Origin of the sequence: Mesorhizobium sp. M7D.F.Ca.US.005.01.1.1, from assembly GCF_003952545.1 — a bacterium.
Lineage (GTDB): Bacteria > Pseudomonadota > Alphaproteobacteria > Rhizobiales > Rhizobiaceae > Mesorhizobium > Mesorhizobium loti.
The window spans coordinates 124,599-145,172 of the sequence record NZ_CP034453.1 but is presented as its reverse complement, the minus strand read 5'-3'; the positions used below and the strand labels follow the sequence as shown (position 1 = coordinate 145,172).

Below are 20,574 nucleotides of genomic sequence, written 5' to 3'. Positions count from 1 at the left end.
GTGTGTGCGATTGCAAGATCCCCTATCAGCCTGGTGTGAAGCGTTCAGGGGAAAAGCCGCACCCAACGCCGCTTCCGCTCGCCGTAACGCTACGGCGGTGCGGCCCACCGATCCGCTCGACGAGCATTGGAACACATAGGTCCCCGAACGGACGATTGCCTTGGCAATAGAAGACCCTCGTCGGTCATCGCCGCTGTGGGTGGCAGCCCGTCGGTCTGGAGCTGCCACGATTCTCATCCTCGCGTCACATATGAGCTGAAGCTTTCCGGATCGGGTATCCAATCGGCATCCAGTTGCTCGGCGATATGGTTGAATTCTGCCCTCAGGACAAGAGTGAGTAGAGCAGCCCCGCTACGAAAATCCCATCCTGGTTCGTTTGACGCATCGACTATTCAGATTGATTGGCGTGATACCCGGCGCGGCCGCAACACGCGAGGCCGTCAACCGCTGAGCAGAAAACCAGCCTTCGCCTTCCGCGGCGGCGGACCTCGTCAGCCTCTCGAAAGCTTGCCTGAGTAGGTTGCTCATGTGATCTGTGGAAGTGAGGATAGCGTGCACCCGTACAAACTAGACATTCATCGTGGCAGCTTGGCTGCAGGTGCAGCACGCCGTACCGCACGAGCAAGCGGACAGGCCGGCCAAGCCGGTTTTGAGCAGCACTTGGGCGAACTGCAGGCGGCGGACGAGTTGATGGGTGCGCTAGGCGAGGAGGTCCTCGTCAATGGCTCGCATGGTAAAGGTGAGTTGAGACCAACGAAGAGGCAGAGGATCCAAAGCAATCTGCAGCATGCTGTCACTGAGCGGCAACCAGGTGAGGTTGGCAACTCAGGCGCTCGCGTGATGATGCAACTCCCCACCGATCAGGTGGGTACATCGGAACGGGAGGCGCAACTTGTGATGCAGGGGGACGAGCACGAATACACCCCAGCACCGCATCTCGACGGGTCGATGCCCTCGACAGTGCAGCCGGATCGTCCAATTGTGGTCCCCGACGGTGCCGACAAGCGTCCTGTTTATTCCAACGATGCCACCGCCATCGAAGGGCTGAAGTCAGCACTCCTTGCGGGTAAAGCCAGGCCGGACACGGTCACTCGCAGCACAAATTCTCTTTTCGGCTTTAGTCGTTGGCTCTTTCAAAACAACAAGCCAGGGCTTGCTGCTCGGCTTTACCATCCGTCGCTGAGCCAGGATCTCGAGGAGTACGAGAGTAGGGGTGGTTCCTCCACCGTGGCTGGCGCACTGCGTCAATTGATGAAGTCGATGGGCGGAGCCGGCCCGATTGTGGGTCGCGCTGTCCTGAACCCCCATCCTGACGACGCCGCGCTCACCAGACATTTCAGATCCGCGAGCGGCTACGCAACTGCTCTTAACCATTTCAGTCATTACCTACGTCAAAATGACAAGCTCGGAATTGCGGGTCGCATTTACGATAAATCGCTGGATAAAGATGTTGAGAGCTACAAGGCCGCCTCCTCTAATGGTGGAGCTCCGATCGAATCTGCGCTGGTTTATCTCCGCAAGAACCCGCCGCGCGTTATACTCGGGAATCATCTGGAAAACGCGGTCAGCATGGAGGCTCGTCCCCGTGGCGACGCTGCTCAGCATACCGCACCACAGCAGGGATTCGATTGGCCAGAGGAGCTCCTGCCGGTAGGTTATAAGGAGGGCACCGATCTACCATTGTCTCTCGCCCCAACCGCGCACCAACACCAAGCGCCCGACTTTGGAGAGGCCGTCCCTCACTTGAACTGGCGCCACGGCGACCAGGGCGCCCCGGAGGAGCTGGTAGCTGCACGGGACAGGAGCAGCCCGCTGCCAAGCGAGGCGGTGCCACATAAATCTGGACGGGGACTCGCTACGCAGCCCAGATTGTGGGCGGAGAAATCCGCCTCGCCAGAGCTCTTTCGACGGCGGGCGGAGCAGGCTCTGCCGGCGTCCGCCAGAGGTGTGGAGACATCCTCCGCGGTTGATGAAGCCGCGCAGGCCGCTCGCCAAGCTTTGGCTTGGTTGCAGCAGGAGATGGAGGGGATCGAACCGATGCAGGATCCTCATGAGGTGGCTACACCGGAATGTGAGGCGCAGCTCGTCAGGCAGAGGGATGAGCACGAATCCACCCCAGCACCGCATCCCGGAGGTGGTGGGTCGATGCCCTCGACAGTGCAGCCGGATCGTCCAATTGTAGTCCCCGACGGTGCCGACAAGCGTCCTGTCTATTCCAACGATGCGACCGCTATCGAAGGGCTGAGGGCAGCATTCCACGCGGGTAAGGCCAAAGCGAACACGGTCACTTACAATGTAAATTCTCTTTTCGGCTTTAGTCGGTGGCTCCTTCAAAACAACAAGCCAGGGTTTGCTGCTCGGCTTTACCATTCGTCGCTGGATCAGGATCTCAAGGAGTACGAGAGTACGGGTGGTTCCTCCACCGTGGCTGGCGCACTGCGTTACCTCAAGAAGTCGACAGGCGGAGCCCCGATTATGGCTCGCCCTGTCGTGATCCCCTATCCTGACGATGCCGAGCTCATTAGAAATTACAGAGCCGCTTCGACCAAGGAGTACCTGGCAGCGCCTGCGACCGGACGGAATCCAGATACCGTGGGCGGCTATACAAATTTTCTTAGACATTTTAGTCAGTACCTGCGTCAAAATAACAAGCTTGGGATTGCGGCTCGGATTCACGACAAATCGCTGGATAAAGATGTTGAGAGCTTCAAGGCTGTCTCCTATGGTAATAGGCTAAGTATCAGTTCTGCATTGGCTCACCTCCGGGATATCCTGCCGCGCATTGTGCTCGGGCGCGAAACTGTCCTTTCTGCTCATCCGGCAGACGCAGTCACCAGGCGCGTTGGGGCCGCTGCTGAAGCTGGGCCAGCGGCACCGGCAAGAGCTCCCCAACCCGCCTCGCCAGCAACCGCTAGGCTGCCAGGCACCTACCGCGGCCTTCCACTGGTTGATGTGACCACACTGACTACCAGTTCCTCTGGGGCTCAGATCGGGGCGCTCGATCCGACAGCCCCGTCCAACGTTGCAACGGGGCGGGTGCTCGGCGCCGCCGAATGGCTGAGCGACGCCCATATCCAGAGAGATTACAATTTGCTGGAGGGGCAACTGCAGGGGATCAATCCGGCGCTCGCTGCCCGGACTCGGCTGGTGGATCCTTCCGTATCCCATCTACTGCGACACACGTCGCCGCAAGACGCTCGAGGCATATTGCAGTCCATCTATAATCAAAACAACGCCACAGCCGACTTCCTGTTCTTGCCAGTGAATAATGGCACGGCTACTAGCCCCGGCACCCATTGGTCGCTGCTGCTCGTTGATCGCCGCGACCCGGAAAGGCGGTTCGCCTATCACTACGACTCCCTCCAGCGAGAGGGATATAACGACGTGCCTGCAAAACAGCTCGCAGGACTGCTGAATGCCACCTTGGCGCCAGCCCCCATGGCCAGACAGACGAACCATTATGATTGCGGCGTATTTGTCCTGGAGGGCACGTGGGCGCTGGTTGAACGATTGGTGAAAGGGCAGCGGCCAGACCACGAGCCGCTGCCCCTCGACAACCTCGTTGCCGATCGGCAGGCGCTGCAAGACCGGCTAAGGAGGCGCTTGCCGCACGAGGAAGAGCCGCGGCAGCTGCTGGAGGATGAACCCGCCTCCCCACCGATGATGGCATTCGAGCCAGGGGAACTGCGGCAACTGTTGGAAGACGAGCCTGCCTCCCCACCAATGATGGCGTTCGAGCCAGGGGAACTGCGGCAACTGTTGGAGGACGAACCTGCCTCCCCACCAATGATGGCGTTCGAGCCAGGGGAACTGCGGCAACTGTTGGAGGACGAGCCTGCCTCCCCACCAATGATGGCGTTCGAGCCAGGGGAACTGCGGCAGCTGTTGGAGGATGAACCCGCTTCCCCACCGATGATGGCGTTCGAGCCAGGGGAACTGCGGCAACTGTTGGAGGATGAACCCGCTTCCCCACCGATGATGGCGTTCGAGCCAGGGGAACTGCGGCAACTGTTGGAAGACGAGCCTGCCTCCACTTGGGCACAAATCAATTCGACCCCACATGCGCGAGCGGACGGTGTTCATCAGCCAGCCCAGGCGCCGTGGCTCCCTGAACGCAGAAGATAACTTTGCGGAGGAGCGGTCACGCAACTGTCGGCGGCGCCGGGCCTCAGGGTGAATGGAAAGGATGGAGTGGCGGATGGTGTCGCGTGAAGGCGCAACACGCGTGCTGACCGACCTGCATACGTAGGAAGTCGTTCATTGCTCCCAAATCGTATGTGAGGAACATTCCTGTCCCGGCTGCGCCGCGCGATGCTAGGTCGCGTTGTTCAGCGGGCCAAGCCGATGACACCTACGAAGCTACTGATCGGGCAGATCGCCGTTGTGTGCGCAATTGTCATTATCGGCGTATGGACGGCAACCCAATGGTGCGCTCAAATGCTGACCTACCAGACGCCTCTCGGCGCACCATGGTTTCTCTTCGCCGGCTGGCCAATCTACAAGCCGTGGAAGCTGTTTGAATGGTGGTTCCACTTCGATGCTTATGCGCCGGAGGTCTTCGACAAAGCCGGTACGCTTGCAGGCGCCAGCGGATTCCTGGGTTGTGCCGCCGCAATCGCTGGCTCGCTTTTGCGCGCGCGACAGCGCGGGTCGGTTACGACCTATGGGTCTTCACGGTGGGCCACGACTCATGAGGTCGAGACGGCAGGGTTGTTACGGCCGGCGGGCGTTTTCCTCGGTAGGCTGAACGATCGCTATCTGCGCCATGACGGCCCGGAGCACGTCATGGCATTTGCGCCGACGCGTTCGGGCAAGGGCGTGGGGCTGGTTGTTCCAACGCTACTTTCCTGGACCGGGTCTGCCATCATTCATGATATAAAAGGCGAAAATTGGCAGTTGACCTCCGGCTGGCGGTCGAAATTCTCGTACTGCCTTCTGTTCAATCCGACCGACCCGAGATCGGCACGCTACAACCCGCTGCTGGAGGTGCGCAAAGGCCCAGATGAGATCCGGGACGTTCAAAACATCGCCGACATCCTCGTCGATCCCGAGGGCGCGCTGGAGCGACGGAACCACTGGGAGAAGACCAGCCATTCACTCCTAGTTGGCGCCATTTTGCACGTGCTCTACGCTGAAGAGGACAAGACGCTGGCCCGCGTCGCCACCTTCCTGTCGGACCCGCAACGCTCGTTTGCCGCAACGCTACGGCGGATGATGACGACAAACCATCTCGGGACGGGGCATAACCCTCAGGTCCATCCCGTAGTGGCCTCGGCGGCTCGCGAACTCCTGAACAAGTCGGAAAACGAGCGCTCAGGCGTCCTCTCGACCGCCATGTCCTTTCTCGGGCTTTATCGTGATCCAACGGTCGCGGCGGCCACTTCGTCCTGCGACTGGCGCATCGCTGACCTAGTGGATGGAGAGCGACCGCTGTCGCTCTATCTGGTCGTGCCGCCTTCGGATATCTCGCGCACCAAGCCTTTTGTGCGACTGATCTTGAACCAGATCGGCAGGCGGTTGACGGAGCGTCTGGAGGGGGACCCGAAGAAGAGCCGTAAGCATCAGCTGCTCATGATGCTGGACGAGTTTCCGGCGCTCGGTCGCCTCGACTTCTTCGAAACGGCGCTCGCCTTCATGGCAGGTTATGGCATTCGCTCCTATCTGATCGCACAATCTTTGAACCAGGTTTCAAAGGCCTATGGCGAGAACAATGCTATTCTCGACAATTGCCACGTGCGAATTGCCTTTTCCTCCAATGACGAACGCACGGCCAAGCGCATCTCGGATGCCCTCGGCACCGCAACCGAACTTAGGTCGATGCGCAACTATGCGGGCCATCGGCTTGCGCCCTGGCTTTCACATGTCATGGTGAGCCGCCAGGAAACCGCGCGCCCGCTCCTGACGCCAGGCGAGGTGATGCAATTGCCGCCGTCAGACGAATTGGTCCTGGTTTCTGGGTTGCCGCCGATCCGCGCCAAGAAGCTGCGCTATTATCAGGATCAGAATTTCACAGATCGGGTGCTGCCTGCGCCGGTGCTGCACGACGGACCCTATGCGGACTGCCCTGCATCACGCCCGGACGGCTGGACTGGACAAGTGTGCAGCGTCGATAGCCGACTTGCTGCGGACGAGGAAAGCGCCGACGCGCCAGTTGAAGACGAGGGAGGCGTTCAGCAGCAACGCCATCCAAGCCTGCCCGAAGAAGACGTTGTTGTCTCTCAAGAGCCCGATCAGGCCGATCTGTACAAGCCCGCAGACGATGACAGCGAAGCGCTCGCGGACAAGCGTGTCATGGATCGGATTTCCACTGCGGCCCGCGTCTACGGTATCAACGAGGGCAGGGGCGACGATGTCATTCCCGGCTTCTGAAGTCCGCTGAGTTGCAGAGCGCACCTCAGCGTAGATAACGGCCATAAGCAATTTTGAGCGTCTGGCCGATGCTTCTCCCGTCGCCGGCGCAACGCCGGGCCGTCGGAACGATCCGCATGAAGCCGCACCGCATTCGCCATCAGTTTCTGCTTGAGCCGGAGCTCAGCGAGAAACTGGACAACCTCAGTCGCGATCCGTCAACGACCAAATCAGCGATCGTGGGGAAGGCGATCGAGGCGTTCATCGAGCGGCGTGGCGAGAGCGAGTTCGATCGGCGCTACGGCGTAAGGCTTGACCGGCTCTCCCGCGATCTTGCCCACGTCAGGCGCGATTCCGAGGTGATCCTGGAGAGCCTGGCGCTCTTCATCCGCTTTTCGATCACCCTTCACGCCCACACGCCGGTCCCGGATCGGGCAACGCAGGCTATTGCCCAAGAGCGTTTCGAGAAATTCGTTGAGAAGGTCGGCCGCCAGATCGCTTCCGGCAAAAAGTCGCTTAGCAAAGACAATGGTGGGGGAGGGGAAGGATGAGCTCTCATCCCGAGGCCGACCACCGGCGGCGTGTCATGCTGCGCACCGCCATGGGTCCGGCAATCACCGAAGCCCTGGCCGATCCGTCCGTCATCGAGGTGATGGTCAATCCCGACGGCGCGCTGCGACTCGACCGGTTAGGCGAAGGTCGGGTCGATACCGACGTTCACATGCACCCGTCCGAGGCAGAACGTATCATCCGCCTGGTTGCTTCGCACGTGCGCGCCGAGGCGCACGCCGACAACCCGATCGTCAGTGCCGAATTGCCGTCTGGCGAACGCTTCGAAGGCCTGCTGCCACCTGTGGTGTTGGCGCCATGTTTTGCCATCCGCAAGCCCGCCGCGAAAGTCTACACCCTGGCCGACTATGTTGCCGAACGCATCATGCTGCCGCTGCAGGCCGATGCGCTGAAAAAGGCCGTCCGCGAGCGGCGCAACATGCTGATCGCCGGCGGCACTTCCTCGGGGAAGACAACACTCGCCAACGCTCTGCTGGCTGAAGTCGCCGAATGCGACGATCGGGTGATCCTGATCGAGGACACACGCGAACTGCAGTGCGCGGCCAGGGACTGCGTTGCCCTGAGAACAAGGCGGGGCTCGGTCACCCTTGCCGATCTCGTGCGCTCGACGCTGAGGCTCAGGCCGGACCGCATCATCGTGGGCGAGGTGAGGGGCGCGGAAGCGCTCGACATGCTGAAGGCATGGAACACCGGGCACCCAGGCGGCATCGCTACCGTACACGCCAATTCCGCGCGCTCGGCTCTCTATCGCATTGAGCAACTCGCCCAGGAAGCGGTGGTCACCGTTCCCCGCCGGCTCATCGCTGAGGCGATAGATCTGATCGTCTTCATAGCGGGACGCGGCTCGTCGCGCCACATCGACGCAATCGCCGAGGTCACCGGTCTCGACGGCAGCGGCGATTACGCCGTTGCCCCGCTCACGCTTTCGCAACTCCAGCAGCTTTGAAAGGCCTTCCTCATGCGCAAGAAGCTTCGCTTTCTTTCGTCCACAGCGCTCGCGTTTCTTATCACGGCCCCGGTTTATGCCGCCGGCTCCGGCATGCCGTGGGAGCAGCCGCTGCAGCAGATCCTGGAGTCCGTGCAGGGACCGGTCGCCAAGATCGTTGCGGTGATCATCATTATCACCACCGGCCTGACGCTTGCCTTCGGCGACACCGCCGGTGGTTTTCGGCGCCTGATTCAGATCGTCTTCGGTCTGTCGATCGCCTTCGCGGCATCGAGCTTCTTCCTCTCCTTCTTCTCCTTCGGTGGTGGGGCGCTCGTCTGATGGCCGCCGGGGAGCAGCATATCGAGGGCTTCGCAGTACCGGTCCACCGGGCGCTGACCGAGCCGATCCTGCTCGGCGGGGCTCCGCGCGCGGTGGCGATCCTCAACGGTACAGTGGCCGCGGCCATTGGCTTCGGCTTGCAGCAATGGATTGCTGGTCTGGTGCTTTGGATCGCAGGCCACTCGTTAGCGGTGTTTGCCGCAAGACGCGATCCGGACTTCGCCAGCGTGCTTGTGCGCCACCTACGTCTGAAGGGGTGGCTTGCATGCTGAACCTTTCGGAATATCGAAGCAAAGCCGACCGGCTTGCCGACCATCTACCCTGGGCTGCCTTGGTGGCGCCCGGCATCGTGCTCAACAAGGACGGCAGCTTTCAGCGGACGTTGCGGTTCCGCGGCCCGGATCTCGAAAGTGCGACGGAGGCTGAACTCGTCGGCATTTGCGCCCGGGCGAACAATGCTCTCAGACGCCTTGGCTCTGGCTGGGCATTGTTCTTTGAGGCCGAGCGCACAGAAGCGCTGGGCTATCCGAACTCGCATTTTCCTGACGCCGCGTCGTGGCTGGTCGACGAAGAACGCCGCGCTGCTTTCGAGGGGAAGGTAGCGCACTACGAGAGCCGCTATCATCTGACCTTGGTGTTTATGCCACCGCCGGACGCCCAGGCGCGCGCAGAAAGCACGCTCGTCGACTCTCATTATTCCCGAGGAGAAAGAGACTGGCGCCAGGATCTGGCGAGGTTCCGTGACGAGACCAACCGCGTGCTCGATCTCTTCTCGGGTTTCATGTCCGAAGTACGCGTCCTCGATGATGCTCAGACGTTGACCTACCTCCACGGCACGATTTCGCCTCGTCGCCATCCTATCATGGCCCCGGAAACGCCGATATATCTGGATGCAATCCTGGTCGATGCGCCGCTTACCGGTGGCCTGGAGCCGATGCTGGGTGAGCAGCATCTTCGCACACTGACCATCCTCGGCTTTCCGAACCTCACCCGGCCCGGAATCCTCGATACCCTCAATCATCAGGATTTCGCCTATCGCTGGATGACGCGCTTCATTCCGCTCGAGAAAACGGAAGCCACGAAGACGCTGACGCGATTGCGCCGGCAGTGGTTTGCCAAGCGCAAATCGATCGTGGCAATCCTACGCGAGGTCATTACCAACGAGCCGGTCCCGCTTGTCGATAGCGATGCCGACAACAAGGCGCTCGATGCCGACGAAGCCCTTCAGGCATTGGGCGGTGATCATGTGAGTTTCGGCTATCTCACCACCACCGTGACGGTGTGGGGCGAGGATCGCCAAGCCGCTGCAGAGAAGCTTCGCGCGGTCGAGCGCATCATCAATGGGCTCGGCTTCACCACGATCCGAGAAGGCGTCAATGCGGTCGAGGCTTGGCTCGGCTCATTGCCTGGCCATGTCTACGCTAACGTTCGCCAACCGCTCGTTCATACATTGAACCTTGCCCATCTCATGCCGCTGTCGTCGGTTTGGGCCGGTCCTGCGACAAACGAGCATCTCGCGAAAGTCACCCAAACCGAAGCGCCACCGCTTTTCGTTGCCGAGACCAGTGGGTCGACACCGTTTCGGCTTTCCACCCACGTCGAAGATGTCGGCCACATGCTGGTTGTTGGTCCGACCGGCGCCGGCAAGTCGGTTCTGCTTGCTCTGATTGCTCTGCAGTTCAGGCGCTACGCCGGCGCCCAGGTTTATGTCTTCGACAAAGGCAATTCGGCCCGTGCTGCAACACTTGCCATGGGTGGAGAACACCACGCGCTAGGAGCGGACGGTTCCCTTGCCTTTCAGCCACTGCGCAGCATCAACGACCAGGCTAGCCGAAGCTGGGCGGCCGAATGGATCGCCAGCCTTGTTGCCCACGAGAACGTCACCGTCACGCCGGAGGTGAAGGAGGCTATTTGGTCAGCGCTGGCCAGCCTTGCCACCGCGCCGGCGCAGGAACGCACACTGACCGGTCTTTCGGTCCTGCTTCAATCCAATGCGCTGAAGACCGCATTGATGCCCTACACGCTCGACGGTCCCTTCGGCCGCCTGCTCGATGCCGATCATGATGGGCTGGCCTTGTCGGATGTGCAGTGTTTCGAGACCGAGGAGTTAATGCACAGCCAAAGCGCTTTGCTGCCGGTGCTTACCTATCTGTTCCAGCGACTTGAGGAACGGTTCGACGGACGGCCCACGCTGATCATGCTCGACGAGGCGTGGGTCTATCTCGACAATCCGCTGTTCGCCGCCCGCATCCGCGAATGGCTGAAGGTGCTGCGAAAGAAGAACGTGTCGGTTGTCTTCGCTACGCAGTCGCTGGCTGATATCGCGGGCTCTGGCATAGCGCCGGCAATCATCGAAAGCTGCCCGCAGCGCATTTTCCTTCCCAATGATCGTGCCGTGGAACCCCAGGCGCGCACAGCCTACGAGCGCTTCGGTTTAAGCGAGCGGCAGATCGAATTGATCGCCCGCGCCACGCCGAAGCGTCAGTATTATCTGCAATCGCGCCGCGGCAACCGTCTGTTCGAGCTCGAGCTTGGCCCCATCGCTCTTGCGCTTTGCGGTGCTTCCGATCCGGCCACGCAGACTCTGATCGACAGGATCATGTCCGAAGACGGGCAAGGCAGCTTTGCCTCGCAGTTCCTGATCGCGCGCGGCCTCGATTGGGCCGGCGAACTTCTCAAGCAATTCCCTCAACCAGACAAGGAGCAATTCTCATGATGCGGCGACGCCTTCTCTCCGGCCTGATCACCGTTTCCCTGATCGCCAAGCCTATGGCCGACTATGTGCAGCCCGCCTACGCCCTTATCGTGTTCGATCCGTCCAATTATGCGCAGAACGTGCTGACGGCCGCGCGCGCATTGGAGCAGATCAACAACCAGATCCAGTCGCTGCAGAATCAGGCGACCATGCTGCAGAACATGGCGCGCAATCTTCAGCGTCTGGATTTCTCTTCCGTTGGCCAACTCACCGGTTCGCTCCATCGCATCGACGGCTTGATGGACCAGGCGAGTGGCCTCAGCTTTGATCTGGGCAAGCTTCAAGACCAGTGGCGCAGCCAATATCCGGAAAGCTACGACGCCACGATCAAAGTCAGCGATGTGGCGAGTGCTGCGCGGGAGCGTTGGCAAACCGCCATGCAGGCGTTCCGCCAGACCATGGGTGTCCAGTCGCAAATCGTCGAGAACGTCCGCGCCGACGGCGATCTGCTCGCCGATCTCGTCAACCGCAGCCAAGGGGCGGCCGGTGCGCTTCAGGCAAGCCAGGCCACCAACCAGCTGATGGCGCTTTCGACAAAACAGCAGATGCAGATCCAGACGCTGCTCGCAACGCAGTTTCGAGCTGAGGCCGAGGATGCCGCCCGCAAGGCCCAGTCAGACGAAGCCGCCCGCGAGATGACGAAGCGATTCTTGGGTACCGGCTCGGCTTATCCCGGCAATTAATCACGAGTTCATCACGACGAGAAAGGCAGCGGCATGAACGACCTTGGCGTCATCGATCGCTTCATGGAGACCTTCATCCGCTACATCGACAGCGGGTTCGGTCTGCTATCGGGCGACCTCGCCTTCCTCACTACCATTCTGATCGGCATTGACATCACACTTGCCGGCCTGGCGTGGGCGCTCGGCGACGAAACCAGCGTTCTCGGCCGGCTTGTCCGCAAGGTGCTCTATGTTGGCGTCTTCGCCTTCATTCTGAACAATTTCAAGAACCTCGCCGATATCGTTTATCGTTCTTTTGCCGGTCTCGGGATTAAGGCGTCGGCCGGCAATCTGTCGGCAGACAATCTCTTGCGCCCGGGCCGCATTGCCGCGACCGGTTTCGAAGGTGCTTGGCCAATGCTTGACCAAGCCAGTCAGCTCCTGGGCTTCCCGGAAATCTTCGGCAACGCACTGACCATCTTCGTGCTGCTGATGGCCTGGTTCCTGGTCATCATCGCCTTCTTCATCCTTTCCATCCAGCTTTTCATCACCATCCTTGAGTTCAAGCTCACCACGCTGGCAGGTTTTGTTTTGGTTCCATTCGCACTTTGGAACCGTTCAGCGTTCCTGGCCGAACGCGTGCTCGGCCATGTTATCTCGTCAGGCATCAAGGTGATGGTGCTCGCCGTCATTGTCGGTATCGGCTCCACGCTCTTCGGGGAGTTCGCTTCCGCATTGCAAGGCAAGGAGCCGGATCTTGCCGGTGCCATGTCCCAGGTACTGGGCGCACTGGCATTGCTTGGCCTTGGCATTTTTGGGCCGGGGATCGCGTCGGGTCTTGTCTCAGGCGCACCGCAGCTTGGGGCGGGCGCCGCCCTCGGCACGACCGCGGCGGCAGCGGGTGTATCACTCGTTGCTGGAGGCACAGCATTTGCTGGCGCGCGTATGGCAACCAGCGGCGGTGTCGCCGCCATCCGAGCCGGCACAACAATGGGATCGGCTGCTTCCACGTCATGGCAGATCGGGCGCGCAACCTCGCCCGACGCTGGCCTCTCCGGTGTGGCTGCTGGAATGCATGGTGTAACCAGTGCAGCTGGCGGCGCCGCTATACGCATAGCGCGATCCGCCACTGCAAGTGTTGGGCGCAACGCCGATGCCGGGCGCGATGCCGCGTGGACCGCGACCGGCGGCACGCCGACAGCGCCAATGACCGAACGCTCTGCCGGTTCGGCCACTGTTTCGGCGCCGACGTGGGCAAGGCGCCTACGTTCTGAACAGACCGCCCGTGCAAATCGCCACGCTGCCATGCAAGCTGTCCGAGACGGAGACCGGCCGGGAGGCAGCGCCACCCCCTCTCTCAACGACAAGGATGACTAGATGCTCTTCAAGCGACCCGTGCACCGTTACGGCAAAACACCCGAACCGGTCACGCCGTATCAAAAAGCCGCCCAGCTGTGGGACGAGCGCATCGGCTCATCTCGACTGCAGGCCAGGAACTGGCGGATCATGGCCCTTGGCTGCCTGGCCTTGGCGACCGGGCTTTCCGGCGGACTCGTATGGCAGTCGATGCAAAGCCGTGTCGTGCCTTATGTCGTCGAGGTCGATGGCTTCGGCGAGACGCGCGCCGTCGCGCCGGCGATCCGGAATTATGAGCCCTCGGATGCTCAGATCGCCTGGCATCTCGGCCGCTTCATCCAGAATGTCCGTTCCGTTTCCACCGATCCGGTTTTGGTACGGCAGAACTGGTTGGCAGCGTACGACTTTGCTAGCGATCGCGCAGCGCTCTTCCTCAACGAATACGCCAAGGCGAACGACCCCTTCGGTCAGATCGGAACGCGCAGTGTTTCGGTACAGGTCACCAGCGTGGTCAGAGCCTCCGAAAGTTCATTCCAGGTCAAATGGACCGAGCAGGTGTTTGAGCGCGGAAGCCTTGCCAGCACGATGCGCTGGACTGCGATCCTCACGATCGTGATTCGCTCGCCAAGCAATACGGATCAGCTGCGCAAGAATCCGCTCGGCGTCTTCATCAATGCCATTGACTGGTCACGCGAGCTCGACAGCGCCGTCCCAACCCCCCTTTCTCCGACGGAGTCCACCAATGAAAGGTAAAATGTCACCGATTCGTGCCGTGCTGATCCTATCGGTGTCGGCAGCGGTCGTTTCCGCTTGTGCATCGAAGAAGGTGCCGCCGCCTGAGATTTCCTATGACGCTGCCGACTTCAAACCGGCCGCGATCGAAAAGGCGCCGGAGAGGCCGATTAGAATTGTCGAGGTGCCAAAACCACTGCCGCTGCCTGGCCAAATGCAGCCCGAGCCCGGCAAGGCCGAGGACAAGCGCCCCCCTGAAGAACGCGTCGCTGATGCCAACAAAGCCGCGACCCAGCAACCCACCAAGTACGGGTATGTTAATGCCGTGCAAGTCTACCCCTTCACCGATGGCGCGCTTTATCAACTCTATGCCGCGCCGGAGCGCGTGACCGACATCGCTCTGCAGCCGGGCGAGAAACTAACCGCCGTGTCGGCTGGCGACACCGTGCGCTGGGTCATTGGCGATACCGCAAGCGGCACCGGTGACAATCAGCGCACCCATGTTCTGGTAAAACCCTTCGCGCCGGGTCTTGCCACCAATGTCGTCATTACGACGGACCGGCGGACCTATCATTTGCAGCTTCAAAGCACCGAGAAGACCGCAATGGCGGCAATCTCCTGGACCTACAGCCAAGACCAGATCATCGCGCTTCGCCAGCGCAATGCTCAAGCCGAGGCAGTTACACCGGTCGCGTCGAATATCGCGCTCGAAAACCTTCGCTTTCGCTACTCAATCAGTGGCGACACACCGCCCTGGAGACCGACGCGAGCCTTCGACGACGGCAGCAAGGTCTATATTGAGTTCCCTCGTCGCATAGATCAGGGCGAGGCGCCACCACTCTTCATCGTCGGCGCAGATGGGAGCAGCGAGCTCGTCAACTATCGCGTGCGCGGCAACTATTACATCGTCGATCGGCTCTTCGCCGCGGCCGAACTTCGCCTCGGCACCAAGCGGCAGCAGGTGATCCGCATCAGCAGGATTGACGGCAGGCAACCGCAACGGCGGATCTCGCTCTTTCGCGGCAGCCGGCGAGGTGAGGACTCATGATCGAAAATTCCCGCTCTGGCATCCCGCCGAAACTGGATCCCGAGGAACTGCAGCTTCGGGCCTCTCCCCGCCGCGTGGTGCGGTTCAGGCGCGGTGTGATCATCGCGATCGCAGCGCTCGGATCCGGCGCTGTCTTCGGCGTTACCATGATCGCCCTCCAGGGGCCGGCCCTTCGCATCAGGGATCAGGCGGAAGATCTCTACAACACTGAGCGCAAACCAACCGCCGAGGGGCTCGATACGCTTCCCCATGACTATTCCGGCATGAAGCCGAAGCCTCCCGTCCTTGGGCTACCTTTGCCGGGCGACCTCGGCCGCCCCATCCTCGAGCGGCAGCGCCAGCTCGGCATCGTGCCGGGCCAAGACATCTCGGCCGAGGAGCAGCGTCTAGCGCAGCAGGCGATCGAAGCGCGTGAATCGCGGGTGCTTTTCCGCGTCGAAAATCGAGCTCAAAAGACAGATGTCGGAGAGAGCGTGCAAACTGCTCAGCATCCATTTGAGGCGCTTCCCCAATCCGAAGCAGGACGCGCGTCAGCCTCGGTGGCGGCGGCGGAAGGCGACCAGAACAATCAGCAGCGAAAGCTTGATTTTCTCAGCCAGCGGAGCACTGGCGGGATCTACAATCCGCATGCGCTGCAGACGCCGATCTCGCCATATCAACTGATGGCTGGCAGCGTGATTGCCGCCAGCCTGATCACCGGCATCAATTCCGATTTGCCGGGCCTTGTCGTCGCGCAAGTCACCGAAAATGTGCACGACACGGTCACGGGCAACATATTGCTGATTCCGCAGGGCTCACGTCTTATCGGCGTCTACGACAGCGTCGTCGCGTTCGGGCAAAAGCGAGCGCTGCTGGTCTGGCAGCGCATTCTGCTGCCCGACGGCTCGTCGGCCGAAATCGACAATCTGCCCGCGAGCGACACCGCCGGCTACGCAGGGCTGGAAGACGAAGTCGATTTCCACACTTGGCAGATGATCAAGGGAGTGGCGCTTGCCACATTGCTCGGTGTCGGCACAGAATTCAGCCTCGGCGAAAACGAGAGCGATCTGGTCAAGGCGATCCGGGAATCAGCCCAGCAGAACGCCAGTCGAGCCGGCCAGCGCATCACCGAAAAAAACCTCAATATCCAGCCCACCATCGTCGTCCGCCCAGGTTGGCCACTGCGCGTCATCGTGCACAAGGACATCGTGCTGCGGCCATACGCCAGTTGAGCAGGAGTTATCATGGCTGACCTGAAACTTGGAAAACTTCCGGACCGAACAGCTTCGAAGATCACCATTACCGTCAGCGCGGAGCTGAGCCAAACACTCAAGGAGTATGCTGCACTTTACCGTCAGACCTATGGTCAGTCTGAAACCGTGGCAGAACTCATCCCTTTCATGCTGGCGGCGTTTCTGGAAGGCGACCGAGCCTTTGCCAAGGCCAGAAAGGAACGTCTGCCGACGGAGCTTGCCGGAAAATCGTGACTCCTCCGCTAGGGCAGCTGGAACATTGCCTAGCTGTCGCGACCTACCTGCTCCTCGCGAAGCATAGGATCAAACACCTTGGAATGCAGGTATGCGCAAGAGATGATGTGGAAGGAGATACCGCGCAACAGCCTAAGTTTGCATTTTCGATTTGGTCGGCCGTGAACTATCCGCAAGCCATTGATCTGGCCTGTTGATTGAGGCGGATAGCGGCTTTGGAATTGCAGGATTAGCGGTATTTGGACGCTGTTTTCCTGCAATTCGGTTTTGCGATTCCCTTGTGGCGCGGAGCGTGATTCACTCGGTTCGGCGGCGGCGAATCGAGGGGACAGCGAATGTCCAGGCCACGCGAGAAGCGCGAGACGGGAGAGCAGGACCTGTTCCGCTCCCGGCTCGACCAAATCATCAACATGAAGCACGAGCTGGTGCGGCTGGCGCAGGCGATCGACTGGCCGGTGCTGGAGGAGCGTTTCGGCGCCGTCTATTCGGACGGCCCCGGCATGCCGCCGCTGCCGACCCGGCTGATGGCGGGGCTGGCGATCCTCAAGCACACCTTCAACCTGTCGGATGAGGTGCTGTGCGAGCGCTGGGTGGAGAACCCTTATTTCCAGTATCTCACCGGCGAGACGTTCTTTTGCCATACGCTGCCGTTCGACCGCTCCTCGATGACGCGTTGGCGCAGCCGTATGGGCGAGGAGCGGATTATGGTGCTGTTGCAGGAGAGCCTCAGCCTCGCGGTCAAGACCGGGGCGATGAAACCGGCCGACACGCGCCAGGTGATCGTCGACACCACCGTGCAGCCGAAGAACGTCATGTTCCCGACCGACGCCAAGCTCATCCATCGGGCACGCGAACGGCTGGTGCGGCTGGCCAAGAGGACGGGTCTCCATTTGCGCCAGAGTTATGTGCGGGTCGGCAAGCTGGCGCTGATCAGCCACCAGCGCTATGCCCACGCCAAGCAGTTCAAGCGGGCCAACAAGGCGCTACGCAAGCTCAAGACCTATCTCGGCCGGACCATTCGCGACATTGGTCGCCAGATCGCCGGCGATCAGGGGCTGGACGCGCTGTTCAAATGGCCGCTCTACCAGGCCGCCACCGTTCTCGAGCAACGCCAGCGCCAGCGCGGCCGCAAGATCTACAGCCTGCACGCACACGAGGTGGAATGCATCGGCAAGGGCAAGGCGCATGCGCCCTACGAGTTCGGGGTGAAGGTGTCGGTGGCCACCACGCTGAAGCGCTCCAGGGGCGGCCAGTTCGCCCTGCATGCAAAAGCACTGCCCGGCAATCCCTATGACGGCCACACGCTGGCAAGCGTCATCCCCGACATGGAAAAGACCATCGGCAACGAGATCGGCCGCATCCTCGCCGACGCCGGCTATCGCGGCCACAACGCACCGCAGAGCCACAAGCTCAGGGTCTTCACCGCGGGCCAGAAACGCCGCGTCACCCCAGCCATCAAGCGCCAGATGCGACGGCGGTCGGCGGTCGAGCCCGTCATCGGCCACATCAAGAGCGAACACAGAATGGGCCGCAACTACCTCGCCGGCCAGCAGGGCGACACCCTCAACGCCATCCTGGCCGCCGCCGGCTACAACTTCTCCCTCCTGCTCAGGTGGCTGAAGGGGTTTTTGTCGCTCTTGATTGCCCTGCTTCAAATCCGGCCGAAGCCGGTCGCCGCTTAGGGCTCGGATTGTTCACGGTCGACGATTTGATGCGGTAGTCGCCTATGAGCGGTCAAAACGAACGCAGCTGGTTCGCCGATCGACCAAACGGCGAGCGCACTGTGCTTTGCTCAGACCGCCACCGAGTGCCTCGCCGTTCCCCCTTTGAAATATGTATCGAACTTGGCCGCGATGGTTCGAATGAAGGGGCGACTTTCAGTCCGTACGAGGAAACTGTCACCATCGAATTCAAGCGCTCGGGCAGGATCGTGGAGTGCGATGGACCTCGAGCGATGAAGGAGCTGCTCGCCGGCTTTGCCGAACCGCTCCACCAGGTCGACTGCCGAGAAGGCAAAATCACACATCAGCCGCTCGATGATCCAGCCACGGACGCGATCGTCGTCGGAAAGGGCAACGCCGCGGACGGCAGCCAACCCGCCATCCGCAACCATGCGCCCGTACCCGGCAGTCGAAGCCATGTTCTGCACGTAGCCTTGGCGAAAACGACCGATGGACGAAGGGCCAAGTCCGATCAGTGTCGGGCAGCGATCCTCAGTGTAGCCCTGAAAATTGCGATGCAAAACCCCTGCGCGGGCCGCTATGGCCAGCGCATCGTCGGGCTTCGCGAAATGATCGAGTCCTATTGCCTCATATCCCTTGGCGACAATTGCCCGCGCCGCGAGTTGAGATTGGGCGAAACGCTCAGTGGGACTCGGCAGCCATGCCTCGTCGATCATCGTCTGATGCTTCTTGAACCAGGGCACATGTGCGTAGCCGAACAGGGCCATCCGGTCTGGCTCCAAGGTCAGTGCCTGCGCCACCGTGGAACAGATCGTCTCGCGTGTCTGATTCGGGAGCCCGTAGAGCAGGTCCAGATTGACCGATTCGACGCCCCGCGAACGAACCCCGTCGACGACTGCCTTGGTCTGCAAAAAACTCTGCTCACGATTAATTGCTTTTTGCACTTGCGGATCGAAATCCTGCACGCCGAGGCTCGCCCGCGTTACGCCGATTTGAGCAAGTGCATCAAGGCGCGCCTTGTCCATGTCGTTGGTTTCGATTTCGATGCTGACCGTAGCATCCGGGAGAAGGTCGAAGCTGTCCCGCAAGGCCGCTCCAAGAGCAACCATATCATCGGGCCTCAGAATAGTTGGCGAACCGCCACCGAAGTGGATTGCACGGACATGTGCCTTGCCGCTCACCAGACCGGCAATCGTGACGATTTCGGCATTCAGCGAGCGCAGATAAGCGGCCACCGGCTCATATTGGTGCGTCTGCTTGGTGTGGCAGGCGCAGAACCAGCAGAGCTTGTCGCAGTAAGGAATGTGCAGGTACAGCGAGATTTCGTCGCCGCTTTCCAGCGTCTCCAACCAGCCACGGTAAATGGCAGCATCGATCCCCGAATGGAAATGCGGCGCCGTCGGATAGCTGGTGTAGCGTGGGACGTTCTCGCTGAGTTTGACAGCTATTTCCGATTGCATCTCGCGTTCACCGTGTTGCCCGCCGGAACACTGCACGCATCGCTGAAGCAGACCCTGATCTCGATCAGCCGCGCTCATGGACAAACCGCCGCAGGATTTCTCTACCCTGGATGGGTATCCTGCCGGCAGTTAGGATCGGGTAAGGCGAACGCATGACCTTTCGGCAAGACATTCATAGTTCCGGCATTCCTGTTCTTTGCTTCCCTTGCGAGGCACGGCGTCGCGGTGTCTGCGGTGCGCTCGATCCAGACAATTTGGTTGGGCTCGCCAAGACTTGCTCGCGTCGCCGGATCGAGTCAGGAATGGAGTTGACCGGCGAGGCACAGAACGTCGACAGCTACTCCAACGTGCTTTCAGGCGTGGTAAAGCTATCAAAGAGCCTGTCGGATGGGCGCCAGCAGATCGTCGGTCTCCAGTTTGCACCGGATTTTCTGGGACGTCCTTTCAAGGAGGAAAGCTCGATCAATGCGGAAGCGGCAACAGCAGTCACGCTGTGTTCGTTTCCGCGAGCGGCCGTCGAACGGATGATGAAGGCGTCACGGGAATTCGAGCATCGCCTGCTCAAACAGACGCTGAATGAACTCGATGAGGCGCGCGAGTGGATGGTGACGCTGGGGCGCAAGACAGCTCCGGAAAAGGTGGCGACTTTTCTCCTCATGATGGCCCGGAATATCGATTCCAGTCTCGATGCGGCTTCCGGGTCGGCCTCCTTCGATCTGCCGCTGACGCGTGCCGAAATGTCTGATTTCCTTGGAATCACCAGCGAGACCGTGAGCCGCCAACTGACGCGATTGCGGGCTGACGGGGTGATTCGGATTGAGAACGCACGCCATGTGACGGTGGACAGCATAAGCCGTCTGGAGAAGCGCTGTGGCGGCGGACGCGAGCGGCCCTAAGCGGCGAGGCCATGTCGCATGACTCCGGGGCGGGCCGTGTTTGCCTTTTAATGCGATGTCGCCGCGCCTTCGACGAAGCGGCGTCACGGTTGTCGAGACAAACAGCTTTCGGGCTTTGATAGGAACGTGACCAATCGCCAGGTGTGTTTCGGCACATACCGGCGAAGCATGGTCCTTAATCTGCCACGGCTCGGCGGAACGATCGCGTTCGTTTCCAATGGGATCCGAACAACGTTTGGCAGGGCATCGGCAATAGCATCCAACGCGCGCAGAGCCTCAGCTTTCGCCTCAGCGATCGCGTCTGCGCCCGCCCAACCCAGGGAACGCCTTCC

Annotated in this window: 16 protein-coding genes; 15 read left to right on the top strand and 1 reads right to left on the bottom strand. The window is 60.8% G+C overall.

The window, feature by feature from the left end; genetic code table 11:
- The first annotated feature begins 660 nt into the window (after positions 1-660).
- The 14 genes from EJ076_RS00745 (at position 661) to EJ076_RS00680 (ending at position 17,886) form a co-directional block, all read left to right on the top strand.
- A complete protein-coding gene (locus EJ076_RS00745) occupies positions 661-4,125 on the top strand; it encodes a Ulp1 family isopeptidase (protein WP_063169234.1) in 3,465 nt (1,154 codons plus the stop codon).
- Between the two features lie 219 nt (positions 4,126-4,344).
- Positions 4,345-6,369, top strand: coding sequence for a conjugal transfer protein TraG (locus EJ076_RS00740; RefSeq protein WP_063169233.1), 2,025 nt, complete (start codon positions 4,345-4,347; stop codon positions 6,367-6,369).
- A 116-nt stretch (positions 6,370-6,485) separates the two neighbouring features.
- Positions 6,486-6,899: a CopG family transcriptional regulator gene (locus tag EJ076_RS00735; protein WP_063170364.1), complete on the top strand. Its 414-nt coding sequence runs from the start codon at positions 6,486-6,488 to the stop codon at positions 6,897-6,899.
- Positions 6,896-7,864 (top strand): P-type conjugative transfer ATPase TrbB, encoded by a 969-nt coding sequence (gene trbB, locus EJ076_RS00730; RefSeq protein ID WP_024502850.1) that lies wholly within the window; start codon positions 6,896-6,898, stop codon positions 7,862-7,864. Before EJ076_RS00735 ends, trbB begins: the two co-directional genes overlap by 4 nt.
- A gap of 12 nt (positions 7,865-7,876) precedes the next feature.
- Entirely contained in the window at positions 7,877-8,185 is a 309-nt protein-coding gene (locus EJ076_RS00725; protein ID WP_024502851.1) for a TrbC/VirB2 family protein, read from the top strand.
- Positions 8,185-8,457 carry a VirB3 family type IV secretion system protein gene (locus tag EJ076_RS00720; RefSeq protein ID WP_024502852.1) on the top strand — a complete coding sequence of 91 codons (273 nt, stop codon included), beginning with the start codon at positions 8,185-8,187 and terminating at the stop codon, positions 8,455-8,457. The genes EJ076_RS00725 and EJ076_RS00720 overlap by 1 nt, the downstream gene beginning before the upstream one ends.
- The gene (gene trbE / locus EJ076_RS00715) at positions 8,451-10,901 is read left to right on the top strand and encodes a conjugal transfer protein TrbE (protein ID WP_063169232.1); all 2,451 of its coding nucleotides are present in this window, start codon (positions 8,451-8,453) and stop codon (positions 10,899-10,901) included. Before EJ076_RS00720 ends, trbE begins: the two co-directional genes overlap by 7 nt.
- Positions 10,898-11,623: a P-type conjugative transfer protein TrbJ gene (gene trbJ / locus EJ076_RS00710; protein ID WP_024502854.1), complete on the top strand. Its 726-nt coding sequence runs from the start codon at positions 10,898-10,900 to the stop codon at positions 11,621-11,623. The genes trbE and trbJ overlap by 4 nt, the downstream gene beginning before the upstream one ends.
- Before the next feature lie 33 nt (positions 11,624-11,656).
- Positions 11,657-12,979, top strand: coding sequence for a P-type conjugative transfer protein TrbL (gene trbL, locus EJ076_RS00705; protein ID WP_063169231.1), 1,323 nt, complete (start codon positions 11,657-11,659; stop codon positions 12,977-12,979).
- Positions 12,980-13,711: a conjugal transfer protein TrbF gene (trbF, locus tag EJ076_RS00700; protein WP_063169230.1), complete on the top strand. Its 732-nt coding sequence runs from the start codon at positions 12,980-12,982 to the stop codon at positions 13,709-13,711.
- A 1-nt stretch (position 13,712) separates the two neighbouring features.
- Positions 13,713-14,738, top strand: a complete 1,026-nt coding sequence (gene trbG / locus EJ076_RS00695; protein WP_164548809.1) for a P-type conjugative transfer protein TrbG — start codon at positions 13,713-13,715, stop codon at positions 14,736-14,738.
- Complete coding sequence (locus EJ076_RS00690) at positions 14,735-15,949, top strand: TrbI/VirB10 family protein (RefSeq protein ID WP_063169228.1); 1,215 nt, start codon at positions 14,735-14,737, stop codon at positions 15,947-15,949. The genes trbG and EJ076_RS00690 overlap by 4 nt, the downstream gene beginning before the upstream one ends.
- 12 nt (positions 15,950-15,961) lie before the next feature.
- Positions 15,962-16,204, top strand: coding sequence for a DUF2274 domain-containing protein (locus EJ076_RS00685; RefSeq protein WP_024502859.1), 243 nt, complete (start codon positions 15,962-15,964; stop codon positions 16,202-16,204).
- Positions 16,205-16,539: 335 nt separating this feature from the next.
- Positions 16,540-17,886 (top strand): IS5 family transposase, encoded by a 1,347-nt coding sequence (locus EJ076_RS00680; RefSeq protein WP_063169227.1) that lies wholly within the window; start codon positions 16,540-16,542, stop codon positions 17,884-17,886.
- Between the two features lie 110 nt (positions 17,887-17,996).
- Here the strand turns inward: EJ076_RS00680 and hemN are convergent, their stop codons facing one another.
- Positions 17,997-19,346, bottom strand: a complete 1,350-nt coding sequence (gene hemN, locus EJ076_RS00675) for an oxygen-independent coproporphyrinogen III oxidase (RefSeq protein ID WP_063169226.1) — start codon at positions 19,344-19,346, stop codon at positions 17,997-17,999.
- A gap of 152 nt (positions 19,347-19,498) precedes the next feature.
- On the opposite strand from hemN, the gene EJ076_RS00670 reads away from it, so the two are divergent.
- Positions 19,499-20,242: a Crp/Fnr family transcriptional regulator gene (locus EJ076_RS00670; RefSeq protein WP_024502861.1), complete on the top strand. Its 744-nt coding sequence runs from the start codon at positions 19,499-19,501 to the stop codon at positions 20,240-20,242.
- The last annotated feature ends 332 nt before the right edge of the window (positions 20,243-20,574 follow it).